Below are 16,858 nucleotides of genomic sequence, written 5' to 3'. Positions count from 1 at the left end.
CGGGTGCGGGTTTCTTGTGGTTGCTCGCGCAGTTCCCCGCGCCCCTGAAAAGCCCCACTCGCCGTGGGGGGTGTGGTTGTTGCGCGGGTGCGGGTTTCTTGTGGTTGCTCGCGCAGTTCCCCGCGCCCCTCAAAAGCCCCACTCGCCGTGGGGGGTGTGGTTGTTGCGCGGGTGCGGGTTTTTCGTGGTTGCTCGCGCCGTTCCCCGCGTCCCTGAAAAGCCCCGCTCGCCGTGGGGGATCGGAGGGTTTCTGGGAGGTGGAGGCGGGTCATTGTTGCTGTGGTGTGTGGGGGGATCGTGTGGGGGGTGGCCAGTGAGACCAGGGTCATTGTCAGGAAGCCGACCGGGACCGACCAGAGCGCGGGCCAGGCCAGCAGGGTGTGGAGCCAGCCGTGCGGGGCCGTGCCCGCCACCGTGGATGTCACCGCCACGAACGCCGAGCCGCCGCCCAGGAGCAGGCCCGCCAGCGCCCCCGGAGGGGTCAGGCGGCGCCACCAGATGCCCAGGATGAGGAGCGGGCAGAAGGAGGAGGCCGACACCGCGAACGCCATGCCCACCGCGTCCGCCACCGGGACCCCGTCCACAAGGAGCGCCCCTGCCAGCGGCACCGCCATCGCCAGCGCCACCGCGACCCGGAAGTGGCGTACCCCGCGCCTCGGCAGCACGTCCTGGCTGACCACACCCGCGACCGCCATCGTCAGCCCCGACGCCGTCGAGAGGAACGCCGCGAACGCCCCGCCCGCCACGAGCGCGCCGAGCAGGTCGCCCGCCACACCGTCCACCATCAGGCCCGGCAGCAGCAGCACCGTCGCGTCCGCGTCGTGGGTGGCCGCAAGACCAGGGGCGTACAGGCGGCCCAGCCAGCCGTAGAGGGGAGGGAGGAGGTAGAACGCGCCTATCAGGGCCAGGACCACCACCGTCGTCCGGCGCGCCGCACGGCCGTTCGGGCTCGTGTAGAAGCGGACCACGACGTGCGGCAGGCCCATCGTGCCGAGGAACGTCGCGACGATCAGCCCGTACGTGGCGTAGAGCGGATGGTCGGCGCGGCTGGTGGCGAGGGGCTGGCCCGCGCCCACGCCCGCCGAGGGCAGATCGGCCGGGACCACGCCCGGCGGGCCGCCGCTCCCCCGCCAGGCCAGGAGCAGGAAGAACACCGGGACGAGGAGCGCCGTCAGCTTCAGCCAGTACTGGAACGCCTGCACGAAGGTGATCGAGCGCATGCCGCCCGCCGCCACCGCGAGCACGACGACCGTGGCGACCAGCGCCCCGCCGAACCAGCGCGGCGCCCCGGTGAGGATCTGCAGGGTCAGGCCCGCGCCCTGGAGCTGCGGCACCAGGTACAGCCAGCCCGCGCCGACGACGAGGACGCTGACGACGCGGCGCACTTGGCGCGACTCCAGGCGGCCCTCCGCGAAGTCGGGCAGCGTGTACGCGCCCGAGCGGCGCAGCGGGGCCGCGACGAACACCAGGAGGACGAGGTAGCCCGCCGTGTAGCCGACCGGGTACCAGAGCATGTCGGGACCGTGGACGAGGAGGAGGCCCGCGATGCCGAGGAAGGACGCCGCCGAGAGGTACTCGCCGCTGATCGCCGCCGCGTTGAGGCGTGGTCCGACGGTGCGCGAGGCCACGTAGAAGTCGGACGTCGTGCGGGAGATCCGCAGGCCGAAGCCGCCGATGAGGACGGTGGCGAGGACGACGACGGCCACCGCGGGGATCGCGTACGCCTCGTTCACGGCGCTCCGCTGTCACGGCCGCGGACGAGGTCGGCGAAGTCGCGTTCGTTGCGCTCGGCCCGGCGCACGTACCACCAGGCGATGAGGACAAGGAGTGGGTAGCAGCCGAAGCCCAGGACCAGCCACTCCACCGCCGTGTTGCCCAGGGCTCCGAAGAACAGGGGCAGGACCGCCACCGGCAGCGCGAGGACCGCGAACGCCGCCGTCGCCGCCCGCAGTTGGCTGCGCATCAATGAGCGTACGTACGCGGCGCCGAGCGGCGTCTGTTCGTCGATCTCGCCCTGGGTGCGCAGCCCGGGCGGACCGGCCGCGCCGTGCACGGTGCGCGGCTCGCCGGTCACCACCTGCCGCCGTGGTTCGGACACGGGCGGAGTGTAGGCGGGCGGAAGGTGGTGAAGGAAGGGGTGCGCTGGTCAGCCGGTGGCCCGGCGCATCAGCAGCTCCCGTACGCGGCTGGCGTGGCGGCGGCTCACGGCGATCTCGGCGGCGCCGACGCGCAGGGTCATGCCGGTGCCGTCGAGCCGGAGTTCGTCGATGCGGTGCAGGGAGACGAGGTGGCTGCGGTGGACGCGGACGAAGCCGAGCGGCTGCCAGCGCTCCTCCAGCGTGGTCAGCGGGATGCGGACGAGGTGGCTGGCGCCGTCCGTGGTGTGCAGGCGCGCGTAGTCGCCCTGCGCCTCGGCGTACGTGATGTCGGAGACGGGGACGAGGCGGGTGACGCCGCCCAGCTCGACGGGGATGCGGTCCGCGACCGTCGCCGGGGGCGGCGCGCTGGCCGCCCGCTCGGCGACCCGGCGGACGGCTTCGGCGAGGCGTTCGCGGCGCACCGGTTTCAGCAGGTAGTCGACGGCCTTCAGGTCGAAGGCCTGGACGGCGAAGTCCTCGTGCGCCGTGACGAAGACGACCAGCGGGGGGCGCGCGAACCCGGCGAGCAGGCGCGCCACGTCGAGTCCCGTCAGGCCCGCCATCTGGATGTCGAGGAAGAGTACGTCGATGGCGTCGCCGCCGCCGGGCCCCTCCTCCAGGGCTCGGCCGATGCGGCGCAGCGCCTCGGTGGCGTCGGTGGCGCCCTCGGCGCTGCGGACGCGCGGGTCGGCGCGCAGGAGGTAGAGGAGTTCGGCGAGGGCGGGTTCCTCGTCGTCGACGGCCAGTACGCGCAGCATGCGGCGGAGTGTAATCGGGCGGTCGCCGGACGGTCGCTTGAGTGATTCGGGCGCCGGGTGCGTACCGGTGGGCGAGAGCGGGAGGAACGCATGAGGTCCCTGGAACGGCATCGCGACGCCGGCGCCTACGCGCTGGGGGTCCTGGACGCGGCGGACCGCTTCCGCTTCGAGGACCATCTCGCCGAGTGCGGGGTGTGCGCGGCACACCTGCGTGAGCTCGGCCCCGCCGCCGACGTCCTCGACGTGTACGCGCGGGCGACACCGCGCTGCGTGGAGCTGTTCGCGCGGCCCGCGCCGACGCTGGTGGACCGTGCCGTCGACCGGCTCGCCGCGCTGCATCGCAGGACGCGGCGGAGGCTGTGGGGCGCGGCCGTGGCGGCGGTGCTGCTGCTCGGCGCGGCCGGGCAGGGCGCGGCGCTCCTGTCCGAGCACGGCGGTGCGGGCCCGGCGCCGCTGATTCTGCGCGGCCGGGACCGTACGACCGGGGTCGCCGCCACCCTCACCGCCCATGAGCGCGGCTGGGGCACGCAGGTGGACCTGGACGTCCGTGACGGGGGCGGGCCCCGCGTCTGCGCGCTGGTCGCGGTGGACCGGGACGGCACGGAACAGACGGTGGCGAGCTGGACGGTGCACGGCGGTGACCGGGTGAGGGTGCAGGGCGGTGCGGCGGACCGCCCCGACGAGATCCGCAGGTTCGAGGTGCGGGCCACGGACGGCGGCCGGCTGCTGGCCTTGCCGGTGACCGGCTGACGCGGCCTACTTCAGCAACCGGGACAACCGGCGGTCGGCCAGCGGCTTGCCGCCCGTCTGGCACGTCGGGCAGTACTGCAGGGAGCTGTCGCTGAAGCTGACCTCGCGGATGGTGTCGCCGCAGACGGGGCAGGGTTCGCCGGTGCGGCCGTGGACGCGCAGGCCCGTCTTCTTCTCGGCCTTGAGGCGGCCGGCCGCGACGCCGCGTGAGCGTTCCACGGCGTCCTTGAGCGTGGTGCGCAGCGCCTCGTACAGGGTGTGGACGTCCTCCGGCTTGAGGGTCGCCGTCTGCTTGAACGGGGACATGCGGGCCACGTGCAGGATCTCGTCGCTGTAGGCGTTGCCGACGCCCGCGATCAGGCTCTGGTCGCGCAGGGCGCCCTTGATCTGGCGGCGTTCCCCGGCGAGGAGCTTGGCGAAGGCCGCCTCGTCGAAGTCGTCGGCCAGCGGGTCGGGGCCGAGGCGTGCGATGCCCGGTACATCGCCGGGGTCGGCGACGACGTAGACGGCGAGGCCCTTCTTCGTGCCCGCCTCCGTGAGGTCGAAGCCCGCGCCGTTCTCCAGCGCGACGCGCAGTGCCAGCGGGCCCTTGCCCGGCTTGGGCGGGCCGTCGGGGAGCCGTTCGCGCCAGTGCAGCCAGCCCGCGCGGGCCAGGTGGGTGACGAGGTGGAGGCCGCCGGTGTCGATGTCGAGGAACTTGCCGTGCCGGGCGACGGAGGTCACGGTGCGGCGTTCGAGGGCCATGGGCGGGGGGTCGTACGTCTTGAGGACGTTGATCGCGACCGGCAGGACGCGGGTGATCTCGTGTCCCACCAGATGCTCGGTGAGGAAGTCCGTCAACGCTTCGACCTCGGGCAATTCCGGCATACGTACAAGAGTGCCACGGCGCACGCCGGCGGGCCCGGCCGGAGATTCCCGACCGGGCCCGCCGTACCGCCGGAGGGAGGCGTCAGTGGCGCGGGCCGTGGCCCGGGCCGGACCTGCCGTCGCGCGGCATGCCCTTGCGGTCGGTCCGCTCGGGGGTGTCGTACTCGATCCGCTCCTTGCGGACCGTGCCGGAGACCTCGTCCGTCTCGGTGACCTTCTCGGTCTCCAGGCGGACGCGCTCGACCGGGACCGTCTCCTTGCTGACGACCGCGCGCTCCTCGTGGAGCGTCACCTCGGTCTCGGCCTCGCCGATGCTGGCACGCCTCGCGTCGCCCTCGCGGATCGGTTCGCGGACGACGCGGACCTCCTCGTGGGAGACCGGCACGGACGTGGTGACGTCCTCCGTCTCGACGACCTTGCGCAGGTGGGCCCGGCCCACCTCGTGCTCCTCGGTGCCGATGCGCAGCCGCTCCTCGGAGCGGATCATCTCGTCCTTGCCGTCCCTGCCGGTGCCGGAGCGCATGGCGGGCTCGCGCTGCCCGGCGCCCGCACCGGCGGCAGCGGCGTGGCGCCCGTGGTGCTCCTCGCCCCGCATACCCGCGCCCATGCCCGCGCCGGCGGCCGTGCCGGTGGCGGCGGCGTCGCCCCGCATGCCGGTGCGCCCGGTACCGCCCATGGGGGCGGCGGACGGCGACGAGAGGCCGTAGTGCCGGTACAGCTCCTGCTTCTCGTCCTGGTCGAGGTGCTGGTCGGCATCGACGCGGGGCGCGTCCTTGACCGCCTCCTTGGTGTACGCGACCTTCAGCCTGTCCTCCTCGCGGCTCGCGCCCGCCAGCGGCACGAAGGTCTCCTTCATGCCGAAGAGGCCGGTCTTCACCGTCACCCAGTCGGCGCGGCCCGTGGCGTCGTCGAGATAGACCCGCTCAACGCTGCCGATCTTCTCTCCCGTGCGGTCGTACGCCGTGAGCCCCACGAGGGCATCGGGATTGTTGAAGGTTTCGCCCTGCGTCATGCGTGATCACTCCCTCCGGGAACATGGGGGCGAACGGAGGTCGCCGCTTCGACCATGTGCCTCGTCTCCATGGCGCGACGCCGCCCGGCCACGTGCAACAGAGGACTTCACCCCGGGTAGCCGAACGGAGTACCGAACCGGGCTTCCGCCGTGCGACAGAGCGGATGTGGCGTATCGCACGGGCGTCGCAGGGATTACGCCATACGGGTGACATGCCCGACCGCCGACCTGACCGCGGGGCGCGCCGTCGGGGGTTCGTGGTGTTGGGGGGCCGTGCGGCGCAGACTGGGAGGTGTGGAGTGGTTCGGTGACGGTGATTACTGGCTCGGGCGGCTGGTGTTCCAGCGTGGGCTCGCCGCGGTCTATGTGGCCGCGTTCGTCGGGGCCGCGCTGCAGTTCCGTGCGTTGATCGGGGAGCGCGGCATGCAGCCGGTGCCGCGGTTCCTGGCGCGGGTGGGGTGGCGGCGGGCGCCGAGCCTGTTCCGGCTGCGCTACTCGGACCGGTTCTTCGCCGGGTGCGCGTGGGCCGGTGCCGCTCTCGCCGTGGCGCTGCTCGCGGGCGTCGACGGGCTGGTGCCGCTGTGGGCGGCGATGCTGTTGTGGCTGGCGCCTTGGGCGCTGTACCTGTCGATCGTCAATGTCGGGCAGACCTGGTACGGCTTCGGCTGGGAGTCCCTGCTCCTCGAAACCGGCTTTCTGGCGGTGTTCCTCGGCAACGACGAGGTGGCGCCGCCGGTCCTCGTCCTGTTCCTGCTGCGCTGGTTGCTGTTCCGTCTGGAGTTCGGCGCGGGCCTCATCAAGTGGCGCGGCGACACCTGCTGGCGGAAGCTGACCTGCCTGTACTTCCACCACGAGACGCAGCCGATGCCAGGGCCGCTGAGCTGGTTCTTCCACCGTCTGCCGCGTCCGCTGCACCGGGTGGAGGCGGCGGCGAACCACGTCACGCAACTCGTCGTCCCGTTCCTCCTGTTCACGCCGCAGCCCGTCGCCACGGTGGCCGCCGCCATCATGATCGTCACGCAGTTGTGGCTGATCCTGTCGGGGAACTTCGCCTGGCTGAACTGGCTGACGGTGGTGATCGCCGCCGCCGCGCTCGACCTCACCCCGCTGCACACGCCTCCCGAGATGCCGAGGGCACCGCTCTGGTACGAGGTCCTCGTCCTCGCCCTGACCGTCCTCGTGGCGGTACTCAGCCGGCACCCCGCCCGCAATCTCCTCTCCCGGCGCCAGTCCATGAACCGCTCGTACGATCCCCTGCACCTCGTCAACACGTACGGGGCCTTCGGCACGGTGGGCCGGGTCCGGCAGGAGCTGGTGATCGAGGGCACGGCGGCCCCGAAGCCACGCCGCGACTCCGAGTGGCTGGCCTACGAGTTCAAGGGCAAGCCGGGTGATCCGCGCCGCCTGCCGCGCCAGTTCGCGCCCTATCATCTGCGGCTGGACTGGATGATGTGGTTCGCCGCGCTGTCGCCCGCGTACGCCAGGCCGTGGTTCGACGGGCTCGTCGAGCGCCTCCTCGAAGGCGACCGGGACACGCTCCGCCTTCTTCGCCACTGCCCCTTCCCCGACGAACCGCCCACCCACATCCGGGTCCTGGTCTATCGCTACCGGTTCTCGACGTGGCGCGAGCTGCGGGCGACCGGCGCCTGGTGGCAGCGGACCTATGTACGGGAGTTCCTGGCGCCGACGCGGCTGAGCGGGTAGTTCCTACGGTCCGGGGGTGGGGGCGCCGGGAGCGAGGAGGTTGCGGGCACGGGCCTCCGACCAGAACGCCTCCGGCACCGGGGTGTCGAACTGCTCCACCGCGTCCAGGACTTCGGCCGCCGAGCGGGTGCCGACCAGCACACCCGTGACGGCGGGGTGGCCGAACGGGAAGGCGAGCGCGGCGGCCCGCAGCGTCGTGCCGTGCCGTTCGGCCAGCTTCTTCCACTTCAGCGCCTTGCGCACCATGACCGGCGCGGCCAGCGTGTAGTCGAATGTGCCGCCCTGTCGCGGGTCGGCCAGGAGGCCCGAGTTGAAGACGCCGCCGATGACGACGGAGACGCCGCGCGCCGACGCCATGGGCAGGAGATGGGGCAGGGCACCCTGGTCCAGGAGGCTGTAGCGGCCCGCGCACAGGACCACGTCGACGTCGGTGTCGCGCACGAACCGGGTCAGCATCCGCGCCTGGTTCATGCCCGCCCCGATGGCGTCGATCAGCCCCTCGCCCCGCAACCGCTCCAGCTCCGGATACGCCTCGCCGAACGCCTGCTTGGCGTGGTGGTCCGGGTCGTGCAGATACACCACGTCGATTCTGTCGACGCCGAGCCGGCCGAGGCTGTCCTCGAGGGAGCGGCGCACCCCGGCCGCGCTGAAGTCCCATACGCGGCGGTGCGTGGCGGGCACGGCGAACCCGTTCCGCACGTCGTCGCCCCCGCCGTCGTACGGTTCCAGGAGGCGGCCGACCTTCGTGGACAGGGTGTACGAGCCGGTGGGCCGGGAGCGCAGGAACTCGCCGAGGCGGCGCTCGGACAGGCCGAGGCCGTAGTGCGGGGCGGTGTCGAAGGAGCGGATGCCCGCGTCCCAGGCGGTGTCGAGCGCGGTGTACGCCTCGTCGTCGCGGACCGGCGTGAACAGGTTGCCGATGCCCGCCGCGCCGAAGCCGAGCGCGGTGACCCGGACGCCGGTCCGGCCGAGGGGGCGGGTCCGCATCGACGTCACCGTCCGGCTCCGTTCGCGTGGGGTGGTCCGGGAGCGACTGCTCGCACGTGTGCCCGCACCCCATGGCCGGGTGGCTTCGGGGGGTGCGGGCGGACGAGCGGACTACGGAAACACGCCTCAGTCGACGCTGGGCAGGATGTGCGGTTCGGCGAGGTCGTCCTCGTACCCGGCGAGGCGGATGGGGGCCGACCGGGCCCAGACGTCGAGGCTGCCGAGCTTCTCCGGCCTGCGACGGCCGGCCCGCTCGGTTCGGTCCTTCGGGCGCTGTTCGCGATTCGTCTTCTCTGGTGTCACCGCGCACTCCTCATGTGTCGGGTAACCCGCTCCGGCGTGACCGGCCCAGCGTCGCGCGGGGCACCGGACGCCCGATAGGGCTTGAGTAGAGGGCCAGTCCGGGCGCGGTGGCGCCGGTTGTCGCTGGTGGGATCGGCCGTGGTGACCGGCTTCTCCCCGGGCGGTTCCATGGGTACGGGTGGGACCCACTTGCAGTAACCGTCCGGCTACAGAGTAACCAAATGAGCGGGGGTCCGCTCGATGGGGCTGAAACCCGTACGTCGCGCACGGGTCGCCGTGTGTTCATTCAGCCATGCGGAGGCGGCCCGCGCGAGCGATTTTCGGCGCCAGGAGGAGACTTCTGGGTTTTTCGTCAGTAGTCCGGGGCGGGCCGGTCCGTGTTGACGGTGCGGCCCGGCCCGTCGGTGACCTCGGCCGAGGGCCGGGAGGTCGCGTCGGGCGAGCCCGTGGGCTGGGCGGGAGAGGGGGCGGGCGGGGCCTGGCCGTCCGGCGGGGGCGGGCCCGTCGGGCTGGCCGTGGCGGTGCCCGCGGCCTCGTTCGCGATCGAGTCGAAGTCCACGTCGCCGGTGTTCTCCAGCATGGTGATGTGGTCCAGGACCGTCTGGTTGGCGTCCGTGGCCAAGTCGCGTACGAGGCTGTTGCGCGTGGTGTGCCGGACCTGGGCGACGAGCGCGAACACCTTGCCGTGCGAATCGCGGAGCAGATTGGCGAACTTGCGTTCGTAGTCCTTGCCGCTCGCCGCGGACATCTCCCGGAGCCACCCCTGCTGCTGCGCGGACGGCTGGTTCGGCAGTTCGACGCCGAGGCGCGCGGCCACCGAGCGCACCCGCTGATCGAGGTCGGTGTGGCCGATGACGAGGTGGTCCCCCGCGTCCCTGATCGCCTGTGTCGGGGCGCGCTCCATGGCCTGCTGGCCGGCCGGGATCTCCCACAGCCCGGCGAGCCTGACCTTGACGAGGAAGTCCCGGTCCGTCGCCGACAGCGGGCCCCACGGCGTGGACACCGTGCTCGCGGCCAGGTTGGCCTGGCCGGTTCCGGACCGGTCGGCGTACGACCAGATCGGGAATGCCAGGGCGCCCAGGGTGGCGACCAGGGCGGCGAGGATGAGGGTGGTGCCGTTCACGCGACGCAAGCGGTCCTCCTGGTGACCGACGTCGGCTCGCCCGCGTGATGCCCGTGCGGGCAAGCCAGTTGTTGGTACGGAAAGATACGGGCGGGGCGGCCGGGATGTTCAGCCCCGCGACGCCTCTCCTCGCCCTCACCGCCTCGCCACCGACGACGCATCGTTAACGCCCCGTTGACCGTCCCGTCGGCTGCCGGTCCGCTGCGCATGGCCTCCCCCTGGTCTGCTTCCGGACAGACGCACAGGCAGCGCAGGGATGTCGGGAGGAGTCGTCCATGGACCGCGTGGAACGCGTCGAGCTGCGCACTGTCGAGGAGTTGATGGCGGTGCTGCACGCCTGCCGGGGCGCGTGGGGCGCCCCCGGCCGCGGCGGTGCCCGGGTGGACCTGCACGACCACGCGCTGCAGACAGCGGCGCTGCTCAGGCGCGGCCGGCCCAGCGACAAGGAGTTGCAGGTCGCGGGGCTGGTGCACGCGCTGGGACCACTTCTTGACCCGGGCGGTGACGTGGGGGTCGCGAACGCGGTGCGGGGGCTGCTCGGGGAGCGGGTGGCGCGCCTGGTCCGGCTGAACGAGGCGGCGCGACGCTACGTGGCCGCGCTGGAACCGGTCCGTGGCCTGCCGGCGCGCGGCGCGATGCCGGCGCACGAGATCGCCGCGTTCGCCTCCGATCCCCTGGCCGAGGACGCGCTGGCCCTGCGCCAGGCGGCGGACGCGGCCTGGGTGGCGGGGATGGACGCGGGGGTCATGGAGGACTGGCGCCCGGTCCTGGAACTGGTGGCGGCCCGGCGCACAACCGCCGTACGCAGATGAGGAATTGAGCGGCGTGTGGGACCGTGGCCCTCATGGTCCCGCCCCGCGCCCTCGACGGCAGGGCGGCTGTCGTGACCGGTGCCTCGCGCGGCATCGGGCGGGCCGTCGCCGAGGAGTTCGCCCGCGCCGGAGCCGCGCTGTGCGTCACGGCGCGCGACCCCGACGGCGTGCGGGAGACGGTCGCGGCGCTGCGGGCGCGCGGCGCGGACGCGGTGGGCGTGGCCGGGTCCGTCGCCGACCCGGCGCATCTGTGGGAGGTGACGGAGCGGGCGACGGCCGCGTTCGGGCGGGTGGACGTCGTGGTGAACAACGCGGCGACGAATCAGCCGTACGGGCCGCTGATGGACGTGGACCCGGACGTGTGGCGCACGGCGTTCACGGTGAACGTCGAGGCGGCGCTGCGGCTCGTGCAGTGCGCGTGGCGGGCGTGGATGGCCGAGCACGGCGGCGCGGTCGTCAATGTGTGCACGGAGGGCGCCGCCCATGTCGGCCCGCACGTCGGCGCGTACGGCACGAGCAAGGCGGCGCTGCTGCACCTGACGGCTCAGCTGGCGGGCGAGCTGGGCCCGACGGTGCGGGTCAACTCGGTCTCCCCCGGTCTGGTCCGCACCGAGATGGCCCGCTTCGTGTGGGAGCGGGCCGAGGAGAGCGTCGCGGCCGGGCTGCCGTGCGGGCGCATCGGCGAGCCGGAGGACGTGGCGCGGGCGGTGCGCTGGCTGGTGTCGGACGAGGCGTCGTGGATCACCGGCGCGGATCTGGTGGTGGACGGCGGCACGCGGGTGCGGGCCGCCTCACCGGGCGGCGGCGCTGCGGACGCCGTCCACCACCGGCTCCGCTACCACTTGCCGGGTTCGTAGTCCTTCAGGAAGACCCCGTACACGTCCTCGCCCGCCTCGCCGCGCACGACCGGGTCGTAGACGCGGGCGGCGCCGTCGATCAGGTCGAGCGGGGCGTGGAAGCCCTCCTCGGCGAGGCGCAGCTTGTCGTAGTGGGGGCGCTCGTCGGTGATCCAGCCGGTGTCGACGGAGGTCATGAGGATGCCGTCGCTCTGGAACATCTCCTGCGCGCTGGTCCGGGTCACCATGTTCATGGCGGCCTTGGCAGCGTTGGTGTTCGGGTGGCCCGCGCCCTTGTAGCCGCGGCCGAAGACGCCCTCCATCGCGGAGACGTTGACGACGTACGCGCGACCGCTCGACGCCTTCTTCGCGGCGTCGGCCATGGCCGGGCGCAGGGCGCTGATCAGGATGAACGGCGACGTGTAGTTGCAGAGCTGGGTCTCCAGGAGCTCGACCGGGGAGATCTGGTCGATGGTCTGCACCCAGGTGTTGGAGTCGACGACGTCGGGGACGAGGCCGCCCGCGTCGATGGCGGTGCCGTCCAGGTGCCGCTCGACGCTCGCGTTGCCCGCGACGAGCGCGAGGTCGGCGACCTTCTGCGCGTCGAGGCCGCTGGTGCCGATGGGCAGCGCGGCGATGCCGTCGACCGCGCCCGAGTTGAAGGCGCCGATCACGGAGTGGGCGGGCAGCTCACCGGCGGGCAGCGGCGCGCTCTCGCCCTCGACGAGGGCGGCGTAGGCGGAGGGCAGGCGGCGCACGGTCTGCGTCGCGTTGTTGATGAGGATGTCGAGCGGCCCCTGCGCGGCGACGCGCTCGGCCAGCTCGACCGACTGCGCCGGGTCGCGCAGGTCGATGCCGACGACCTCCAGGCGGTGGATCCACTCGGCGGAGTCCTCCATCGCCTTGAAGCGGCGGATGGCGTCCTTGGGGAAGCGCGTCGTGATCGTGGTGTGCGCGCCGTCCCGCAGGAGCCGCAGCGCGATGTACATGCCGATCTTGGCGCGGCCGCCGGTGAGCAGGGCCCGCTTGCCGCTGAGGTCGGCGCGGGCGTCGCGTTTGGACCGGTTCACGCGGGCGCAGTCGGGACAGAGCTGGTGGTAAAAGTAGTCCACCTCGACGTACCGGGTCTTGCAGGTGTAGCAGGAGCGCGGGCGCTGGAGTATCCCCGCGATCGTGCCCTCCTCGGTGCGGGACTGCGGCAGCAGGCCCTCGGTCTCGTCGTCGATGCGCTGCGCGGAGCCCGTCGCGGTCGCCTCGGTGACGGCCTTGTCGTGGGCGGTCTTGGCGGCGCGGCGCTCCTGGCGGCGGCGCTGCTTCACGGTGCGGTAGATCCCGGCGGTGGCGCGCCGCACGGCGATCGCGTCGGGGTGGTCCACGTCGAGGCGGTCGAGTTCGTCGAGCACGCTGAGGCAGACGGCGAGCCGCTCGGGGTCGATGCCCGGACCGGGGGCGGCCCCGGTGAGGTCAGGGGCCCCCGGGGCCTGGTTGTCGTCTGTCACCGTCATCGCCGCTGCCGTTTCTGGGAAGGAGTTCTCGCACGTCACGCCCGGTGCGCGGGCGCTGTCGAGAACGATGAGAGCCAAATTTTACAAACGGCCCGGTCCAGTCTCCAAACTCGATGCGCCTCAGGGCGCGCAGGCGGCGGTCAGCGCGGGCAGCTCCTCCGTCACGGCGCGGGCCAGCACGGCGAGATCCGGGACGGCCTGCGCGTCGGCCACGAGCCCGTAGTGCACGCGCCCCCGGTACGTGGAGACGGCGACGGCGAGGGACTGCCCCTGGGCGAGCGGCGCCAGCGGGAAGACCTCGGTGAGCGGGCAGCCGCCGAGCCGCAGGCCGAGGCTGGGCAGCGGCACGCTGGTGACGAGGAGGTCGAAGAGCAGCCGCGCGTTCTGCCCGACGAAGGAGCCGCCGAGCCGGTGCCCGAGGGGCGGCAGGTGATCGGCGAGCAGGGCGACGGCCCCGGCGCCCCGGTTCGGCCCGGCGTCCTTGTGCCGGTCCATGGCGGCCCGGACGACGCGCAGCCGCTGCTCGGGATCGGGCTCGGTGACGGGCAGGCGAAGGAGGTAGCCGGAGAGCCGGTTGCCCTGCGGGTGGGCGGTGCGCGGGCGGCGCCGGGAGACGGGGATGAGGGCGCGCGGCTCGACGCCCTCGCTGCCGTCGCCGCGCTCGTCGAGCCAGCGCCGCACGGCTCCGGCGACGATCGCGATGAGCACGTCGTTGACGGTGCCGCCCGCGCTCTTGCGGACGCGGTGCACGTCGTCAAGGTCGAGGACGACCCCTGCGGTGGCGCGTTCGCCGCTGGGTTTCGAGGTCAGCGCGGGCGAGGTGCGCACGCCCCAGGTGGCGCGGGCCACGGAGGCGCCGATCGAGACGGCCTGGACGGCGCCGGCCGCCAGGGAACGGGCGTGGCCGGGGTAGCGGCGCGGGTCGAGGTCGCCGAGGGTGATCTCGCGCAGGCCGGGGAACGGCAGGCGCAGGCCGCGCCGGGGCGCGGGCTCGTCCTTCGGCGCTCGTGCGGCCGGCAGGTCCATGGGGTCCATGACGGCGGCGGCGAGCGTCAGCGCGCGCAGCCCGTCGGCGAGGGCGTGGTGGAACTTGAACAGGACGGCGAAGGACGCACCGTCCGCCGAGGGCAGCACGTGCGCCTCCCACGGGGGCCGCGCCCGGTCGAGGGGCCGCTCCATCAGCGCTCCGGCGGCGGCGTGGAAGTCGGCGACCGGCTCCGCGATCCGCACGTGGTCCAGCGGGTCGAACTCGGCGACGGGCACGCGCGCGGCGCCGCCCACGGGCACGAGCACCCCGGCTATGCGCATGCGCAGCCCCGGCACCCCGGCGGCGCGGGCGGCGAGGAGTTCGTACGCGTGGAGAGCGGCGCCGGGGCCGTCGGCCTCGAAGACGCCCAAGGCACCGAGGTGCATGGGGTGTTCGGCGGTCTCGATGTTCCAGAAGGCGAGGTCGAGAGGGGCGAGCAGGTCCGGTCCTGTGGCAGTCATGGAGTGCTCTCGCGTCGGCGACGGGGGGTTGGAGAAGGGCACAGTCAACCCTCCGCCGTCGATTACGGTCAAGTACGATCTAGATACGCACAGTTAACAACAGGTTAAGACCCGCCTCTCCGCAGAACTCCTGGGAAAGGCGGGTCTCCTGTGACTCCTGTGACTTCCTCCTACGTGTCTAGTACGTCACTTCAGCGCGGGCGGCGCGGCATCCGCACCGGTCCCCCACGCCGAGGGCGTACCGCCCACCGTGAACGACAGATCGCGCAGCCCGCGCAGGTCCTCGGTGGTCAGGTACGTCTTGCCGTACGCGGCCCCGTTCACCCGCGCCGACTGGATGTACCGCTCGGTGCCGGACGTGCCCGGCGCCCGTACCGTCAGCTTCCCCTTCGGGTAGTAGCGGCGGTCGAGGGTGAGGTCGACGCGTTCGAAGACGGGCGTCGACAGGCCCCAGGTGTCGGTGCCGGGCTGCACCGGGAAGATGCCGATGGACGACAGAATGTTCCAGGCGGACATGGTGCCGAGGTCGTCGTTGCCGGTCATGCCGGTCGGGCCGTCGGTGAAGAGGGTCAGCGCGGCGTGCACCACGTCGGTGGTCTTCCACGGCTGGCCGGTGGAGAGGTAGGTGTACGGGGCGATGAGGTCGGGCTCGTTCTGCGGGTTGTACTTGTCCGCGTTGTAGTAGTCGTACGGCCCGTTGACCCACACCTCGCGGGCGGTCCTCGCCGGGTCGGCGACCAGCTGGTCGTAGGCGAAGAAGGAGTCGAGGCGCTTGTTCGCCGCGTCCTTGCCGCCGATGAGGGAGACCATGCCGGGCAGGTCCTGCGGCACGAGCCACTGGTACTGCCAGGATGTGCCCTCGTGGAAGCCCTCGCTCTGCGCGGGGTCGGTGGGCCCGGTGAAGGCGCCGGAGGCGTCGCGGGCGCGGAAGAAGCCGGTCGAGGCGTCGAAGATCTTGCGGTAGTTCTGCGCCCGCTCGGCGTACCGCTTCGCGTCGGCCTTGTGGCCCAGCTCCTTGGCCATCTGGCCGAGCATGGCGTCGGACAGCGCGTACTCCAGGGTGGCGGAGGCCCCGTGGTCGTAGTCGGAGTCGCCGGGCTTCACATGGGCGCGGCCCTTGATGTACGGGGCGAAGCCGTCGGCGATGTACTCCTTGTTGGCCTCGCGGCCCACGGGTGCGGAGTCGGCGGGCGGCACACCGTCGGCGTTCTTCTTCAGCGCCCGGTACGCGTCCTCCTCGTGCCCCTTGAGCAGGCCCTGCTGGTAGGCGTTGGTGAGGAACGGGGTGACCGGGTCGCCGGTCATGATGTTGGTCTCGACCGTGCCGTAGCCCCACTTGGGCAGCCAGCCGCTGTCCTTGTCGATCTGGATGACCGAGAGCGCCATGTCACGGGACTCACGCGGCGCGAGCAGCGCCAGGAGCTGCGCCTGGGTGCGGTAGGTGTCCCAGAGCGACCAGTTCTGGTAGTACGTATAACCCTTCGCGCGGTGAATCCTCTGGTCCCAGCCCGTGTACCGGCCGTCCACGTCGCTGCCGACGTTCGGCGCGAGGAACGAGCGGTAGAGCGAGGAGTAGAAGGTGCGGCGCAGCGTCTCGCTGCCGCCCTGCGCCCGCACGTCGCCGAGGCGGTCCTCCCAGGCGGCCGTGGCGGCGCGGCGCACCTTGTCGAAGGAGCGCCCGCCCTCGGCGCGGAGGTTGAGGGCGGCTCCCTTGGCGTCCACGTAGGAGATCGCGGTGGTCGCCTCGACAGTGCGGTCCTTGCGCGTGTCGAAGCGGACGTAGGCGCCGTTGCGCTCGGCGTCCGCGGCGGACGCCTTGGAGCCCGCGGTGACGGTGTCGCCCTTCCAGGTGCCGGACATGGTGAAGGGACGGTCGAACTTGGTGATCGTGTAGACCGTGTACGGCTTGGTGTCCTGGCAGAAGCCGCTGCCCGTGATGGCGGTGCGCACGGTGCGGCTGTCGAGGATCTCGACCTTGGTGTGCACCGACTTGTGCAGCGACTGGCCCGCGTTGATCAGGACGTTGGCCTTGTCGGTGGCCGGGAAGGTGTAGCGCTGGACGCCGGTGCGCTTGGTGGCGCTCAGCTCGGCGTCGATCCCGGTCTTCAGGCCGACCTTGTAGTAGCCGGGCGAGGCCGTCTCGTCGTCGTGGCTGAACTCGGCCGCGTACTTGGCGTAGTCGGTGCTCGTGATGTCGCCGGTCGTGGGCAGCACCGGCAGGTCGCCGCCGAGGCCGCAGCCGACACCCGAGATGTGGACCGTGGAGAAGCCGCGGATGTGGTTCTCGGAGTAGTCGTAGCCGGTGTTGTGCCCGGTGTCCGGCGAGAACTGGACCATGCCGAACGGGACGGCGGCACCGGGGTAGGTGTTGCCCTCGTTCTCGGTGCCGATGAACGGGTTGACCAGATCGGTGAGCCGGCCGGGGTCGGCGGACGCCGCGGCCTGCGCCACCGGCGCGCCGAGCCCGGTGCCGAGCAGGACGGCGGCTCCGAGTACGCCCACCGCGAGGCGGGCGGTTCTGCGGAGTGTCGTGCGGGTTGTCATCGTGGGCCTTTCGACAACGTTGTCAGCGGGC

Annotated in this window: 15 protein-coding genes; 4 read left to right on the top strand and 11 right to left on the bottom strand. The window is 72.5% G+C overall.

Translation table 11 applies throughout. The features are described 5' to 3' along the window. From ABZ877_RS14750 to ABZ877_RS14740, 3 genes are all read right to left on the bottom strand, one after another. Window positions 1-1,733: cation acetate symporter (locus ABZ877_RS14750; RefSeq protein WP_361069843.1), on the bottom strand; the 1,733-nt coding region annotated here is incomplete at its 3' end. After that, window positions 1,730-2,074 carry a hypothetical protein gene (locus tag ABZ877_RS14745; protein ID WP_361070005.1) on the bottom strand — a complete coding sequence of 115 codons (345 nt, stop codon included), beginning with the start codon at window positions 2,072-2,074 and terminating at the stop codon, window positions 1,730-1,732. The genes ABZ877_RS14745 and ABZ877_RS14750, both read right to left, overlap by 4 nt. 72 nt (window positions 2,075-2,146) lie before the next feature. Then, on the bottom strand, window positions 2,147-2,896 hold the full coding sequence (locus ABZ877_RS14740; RefSeq protein ID WP_361069840.1) for a LytTR family DNA-binding domain-containing protein: 750 nt from the start codon (window positions 2,894-2,896) through the stop codon (window positions 2,147-2,149). Between the two features lie 90 nt (window positions 2,897-2,986). Between ABZ877_RS14740 and ABZ877_RS14735 the strand changes: the two genes are divergently transcribed. Further along, entirely contained in the window at window positions 2,987-3,646 is a 660-nt protein-coding gene (locus ABZ877_RS14735) for a zf-HC2 domain-containing protein (RefSeq protein WP_361069837.1), read from the top strand. Window positions 3,647-3,652: 6 nt separating this feature from the next. On the opposite strand, the gene ABZ877_RS14730 is transcribed toward ABZ877_RS14735, so the two are convergent. Both ABZ877_RS14730 and ABZ877_RS14725 read right to left on the bottom strand, forming a co-directional pair. Then, window positions 3,653-4,513 (bottom strand): DNA-formamidopyrimidine glycosylase family protein, encoded by an 861-nt coding sequence (locus ABZ877_RS14730; protein WP_361069834.1) that lies wholly within the window; start codon window positions 4,511-4,513, stop codon window positions 3,653-3,655. A gap of 82 nt (window positions 4,514-4,595) precedes the next feature. Then, window positions 4,596-5,525 carry a PRC and DUF2382 domain-containing protein gene (locus tag ABZ877_RS14725; protein WP_361069831.1) on the bottom strand — a complete coding sequence of 310 codons (930 nt, stop codon included), beginning with the start codon at window positions 5,523-5,525 and terminating at the stop codon, window positions 4,596-4,598. A gap of 294 nt (window positions 5,526-5,819) precedes the next feature. On the opposite strand from ABZ877_RS14725, the gene ABZ877_RS14720 reads away from it, so the two are divergent. Then, window positions 5,820-7,229: a lipase maturation factor family protein gene (locus ABZ877_RS14720; RefSeq protein ID WP_361069828.1), complete on the top strand. Its 1,410-nt coding sequence runs from the start codon at window positions 5,820-5,822 to the stop codon at window positions 7,227-7,229. A 3-nt stretch (window positions 7,230-7,232) separates the two neighbouring features. Here ABZ877_RS14720 and ABZ877_RS14715 read toward each other — a convergent pair whose 3' ends face one another. From ABZ877_RS14715 to ABZ877_RS14705, 3 genes are all read right to left on the bottom strand, one after another. After that, the gene (locus ABZ877_RS14715; RefSeq protein WP_361069826.1) at window positions 7,233-8,216 is read right to left on the bottom strand and encodes an aldo/keto reductase; all 984 of its coding nucleotides are present in this window, start codon (window positions 8,214-8,216) and stop codon (window positions 7,233-7,235) included. Window positions 8,217-8,342: 126 nt separating this feature from the next. Next, the gene (locus ABZ877_RS14710) at window positions 8,343-8,519 is read right to left on the bottom strand and encodes a hypothetical protein (protein ID WP_361069823.1); all 177 of its coding nucleotides are present in this window, start codon (window positions 8,517-8,519) and stop codon (window positions 8,343-8,345) included. 352 nt (window positions 8,520-8,871) lie between these two features. Then, the gene (locus tag ABZ877_RS14705; RefSeq protein ID WP_361069820.1) at window positions 8,872-9,651 is read right to left on the bottom strand and encodes a DUF4142 domain-containing protein; all 780 of its coding nucleotides are present in this window, start codon (window positions 9,649-9,651) and stop codon (window positions 8,872-8,874) included. 266 nt (window positions 9,652-9,917) lie between these two features. On the opposite strand from ABZ877_RS14705, the gene ABZ877_RS14700 reads away from it, so the two are divergent. Both ABZ877_RS14700 and ABZ877_RS14695 read left to right on the top strand, forming a co-directional pair. Beyond that, the gene (locus ABZ877_RS14700; RefSeq protein WP_361069817.1) at window positions 9,918-10,454 is read left to right on the top strand and encodes a metal-dependent phosphohydrolase; all 537 of its coding nucleotides are present in this window, start codon (window positions 9,918-9,920) and stop codon (window positions 10,452-10,454) included. A 32-nt stretch (window positions 10,455-10,486) separates the two neighbouring features. Continuing rightward, complete coding sequence (locus ABZ877_RS14695) at window positions 10,487-11,311, top strand: SDR family oxidoreductase (protein WP_361069815.1); 825 nt, start codon at window positions 10,487-10,489, stop codon at window positions 11,309-11,311. On the opposite strand, the gene ABZ877_RS14690 is transcribed toward ABZ877_RS14695, so the two are convergent. The 3 genes from ABZ877_RS14690 to ABZ877_RS14680 form a co-directional block, all read right to left on the bottom strand. Continuing rightward, complete coding sequence (locus ABZ877_RS14690) at window positions 11,290-12,795, bottom strand: SDR family NAD(P)-dependent oxidoreductase (RefSeq protein WP_361069812.1); 1,506 nt, start codon at window positions 12,793-12,795, stop codon at window positions 11,290-11,292. The genes ABZ877_RS14695 and ABZ877_RS14690 overlap by 22 nt on opposite strands. 120 nt (window positions 12,796-12,915) lie before the next feature. After that, complete coding sequence (locus tag ABZ877_RS14685; protein ID WP_361069809.1) at window positions 12,916-14,283, bottom strand: wax ester/triacylglycerol synthase family O-acyltransferase; 1,368 nt, start codon at window positions 14,281-14,283, stop codon at window positions 12,916-12,918. Window positions 14,284-14,469: 186 nt separating this feature from the next. Next, on the bottom strand, window positions 14,470-16,827 hold the full coding sequence (locus ABZ877_RS14680) for a GH92 family glycosyl hydrolase (protein ID WP_361069806.1): 2,358 nt from the start codon (window positions 16,825-16,827) through the stop codon (window positions 14,470-14,472). Window positions 16,828-16,858: the final 31 nt, after the last annotated feature.

It is taken from the genome of Streptomyces sp. NPDC046939 (genome assembly GCF_040644575.1).
In the GTDB taxonomy this organism is placed as follows: Bacteria; Actinomycetota; Actinomycetes; order Streptomycetales; family Streptomycetaceae; genus Streptomyces.
This window is presented reverse-complemented; position numbering and strand designations above follow the sequence as displayed.

Excerpts from the sequence above, each read along its gene's own strand:
- ABZ877_RS14740 (WP_361069840.1), bottom strand. The coding sequence starts at position 2,896 with ATGCTGCGCGTACTGGCCGTCGACGACGAGGAACCCGCCCTCGCCGAA.
- ABZ877_RS14735 (WP_361069837.1), top strand. The coding sequence starts at position 2,987 with ATGAGGTCCCTGGAACGGCATCGCGACGCCGGCGCCTACGCGCTGGGG.
- ABZ877_RS14730 (WP_361069834.1), bottom strand. The coding sequence starts at position 4,513 with ATGCCGGAATTGCCCGAGGTCGAAGCGTTGACGGACTTCCTCACCGAG.
- ABZ877_RS14725 (WP_361069831.1), bottom strand. The coding sequence starts at position 5,525 with ATGACGCAGGGCGAAACCTTCAACAATCCCGATGCCCTCGTGGGGCTC.
- ABZ877_RS14715 (WP_361069826.1), bottom strand. The coding sequence starts at position 8,216 with ATGCGGACCCGCCCCCTCGGCCGGACCGGCGTCCGGGTCACCGCGCTC.
- ABZ877_RS14700 (WP_361069817.1), top strand. The coding sequence starts at position 9,918 with ATGGACCGCGTGGAACGCGTCGAGCTGCGCACTGTCGAGGAGTTGATG.
- ABZ877_RS14695 (WP_361069815.1), top strand. The coding sequence starts at position 10,487 with ATGGTCCCGCCCCGCGCCCTCGACGGCAGGGCGGCTGTCGTGACCGGT.
- ABZ877_RS14690 (WP_361069812.1), bottom strand. The coding sequence starts at position 12,795 with ATGACGGTGACAGACGACAACCAGGCCCCGGGGGCCCCTGACCTCACC.
- ABZ877_RS14685 (WP_361069809.1), bottom strand. The coding sequence starts at position 14,283 with ATGACTGCCACAGGACCGGACCTGCTCGCCCCTCTCGACCTCGCCTTC.
- ABZ877_RS14680 (WP_361069806.1), bottom strand. The coding sequence starts at position 16,827 with ATGACAACCCGCACGACACTCCGCAGAACCGCCCGCCTCGCGGTGGGC.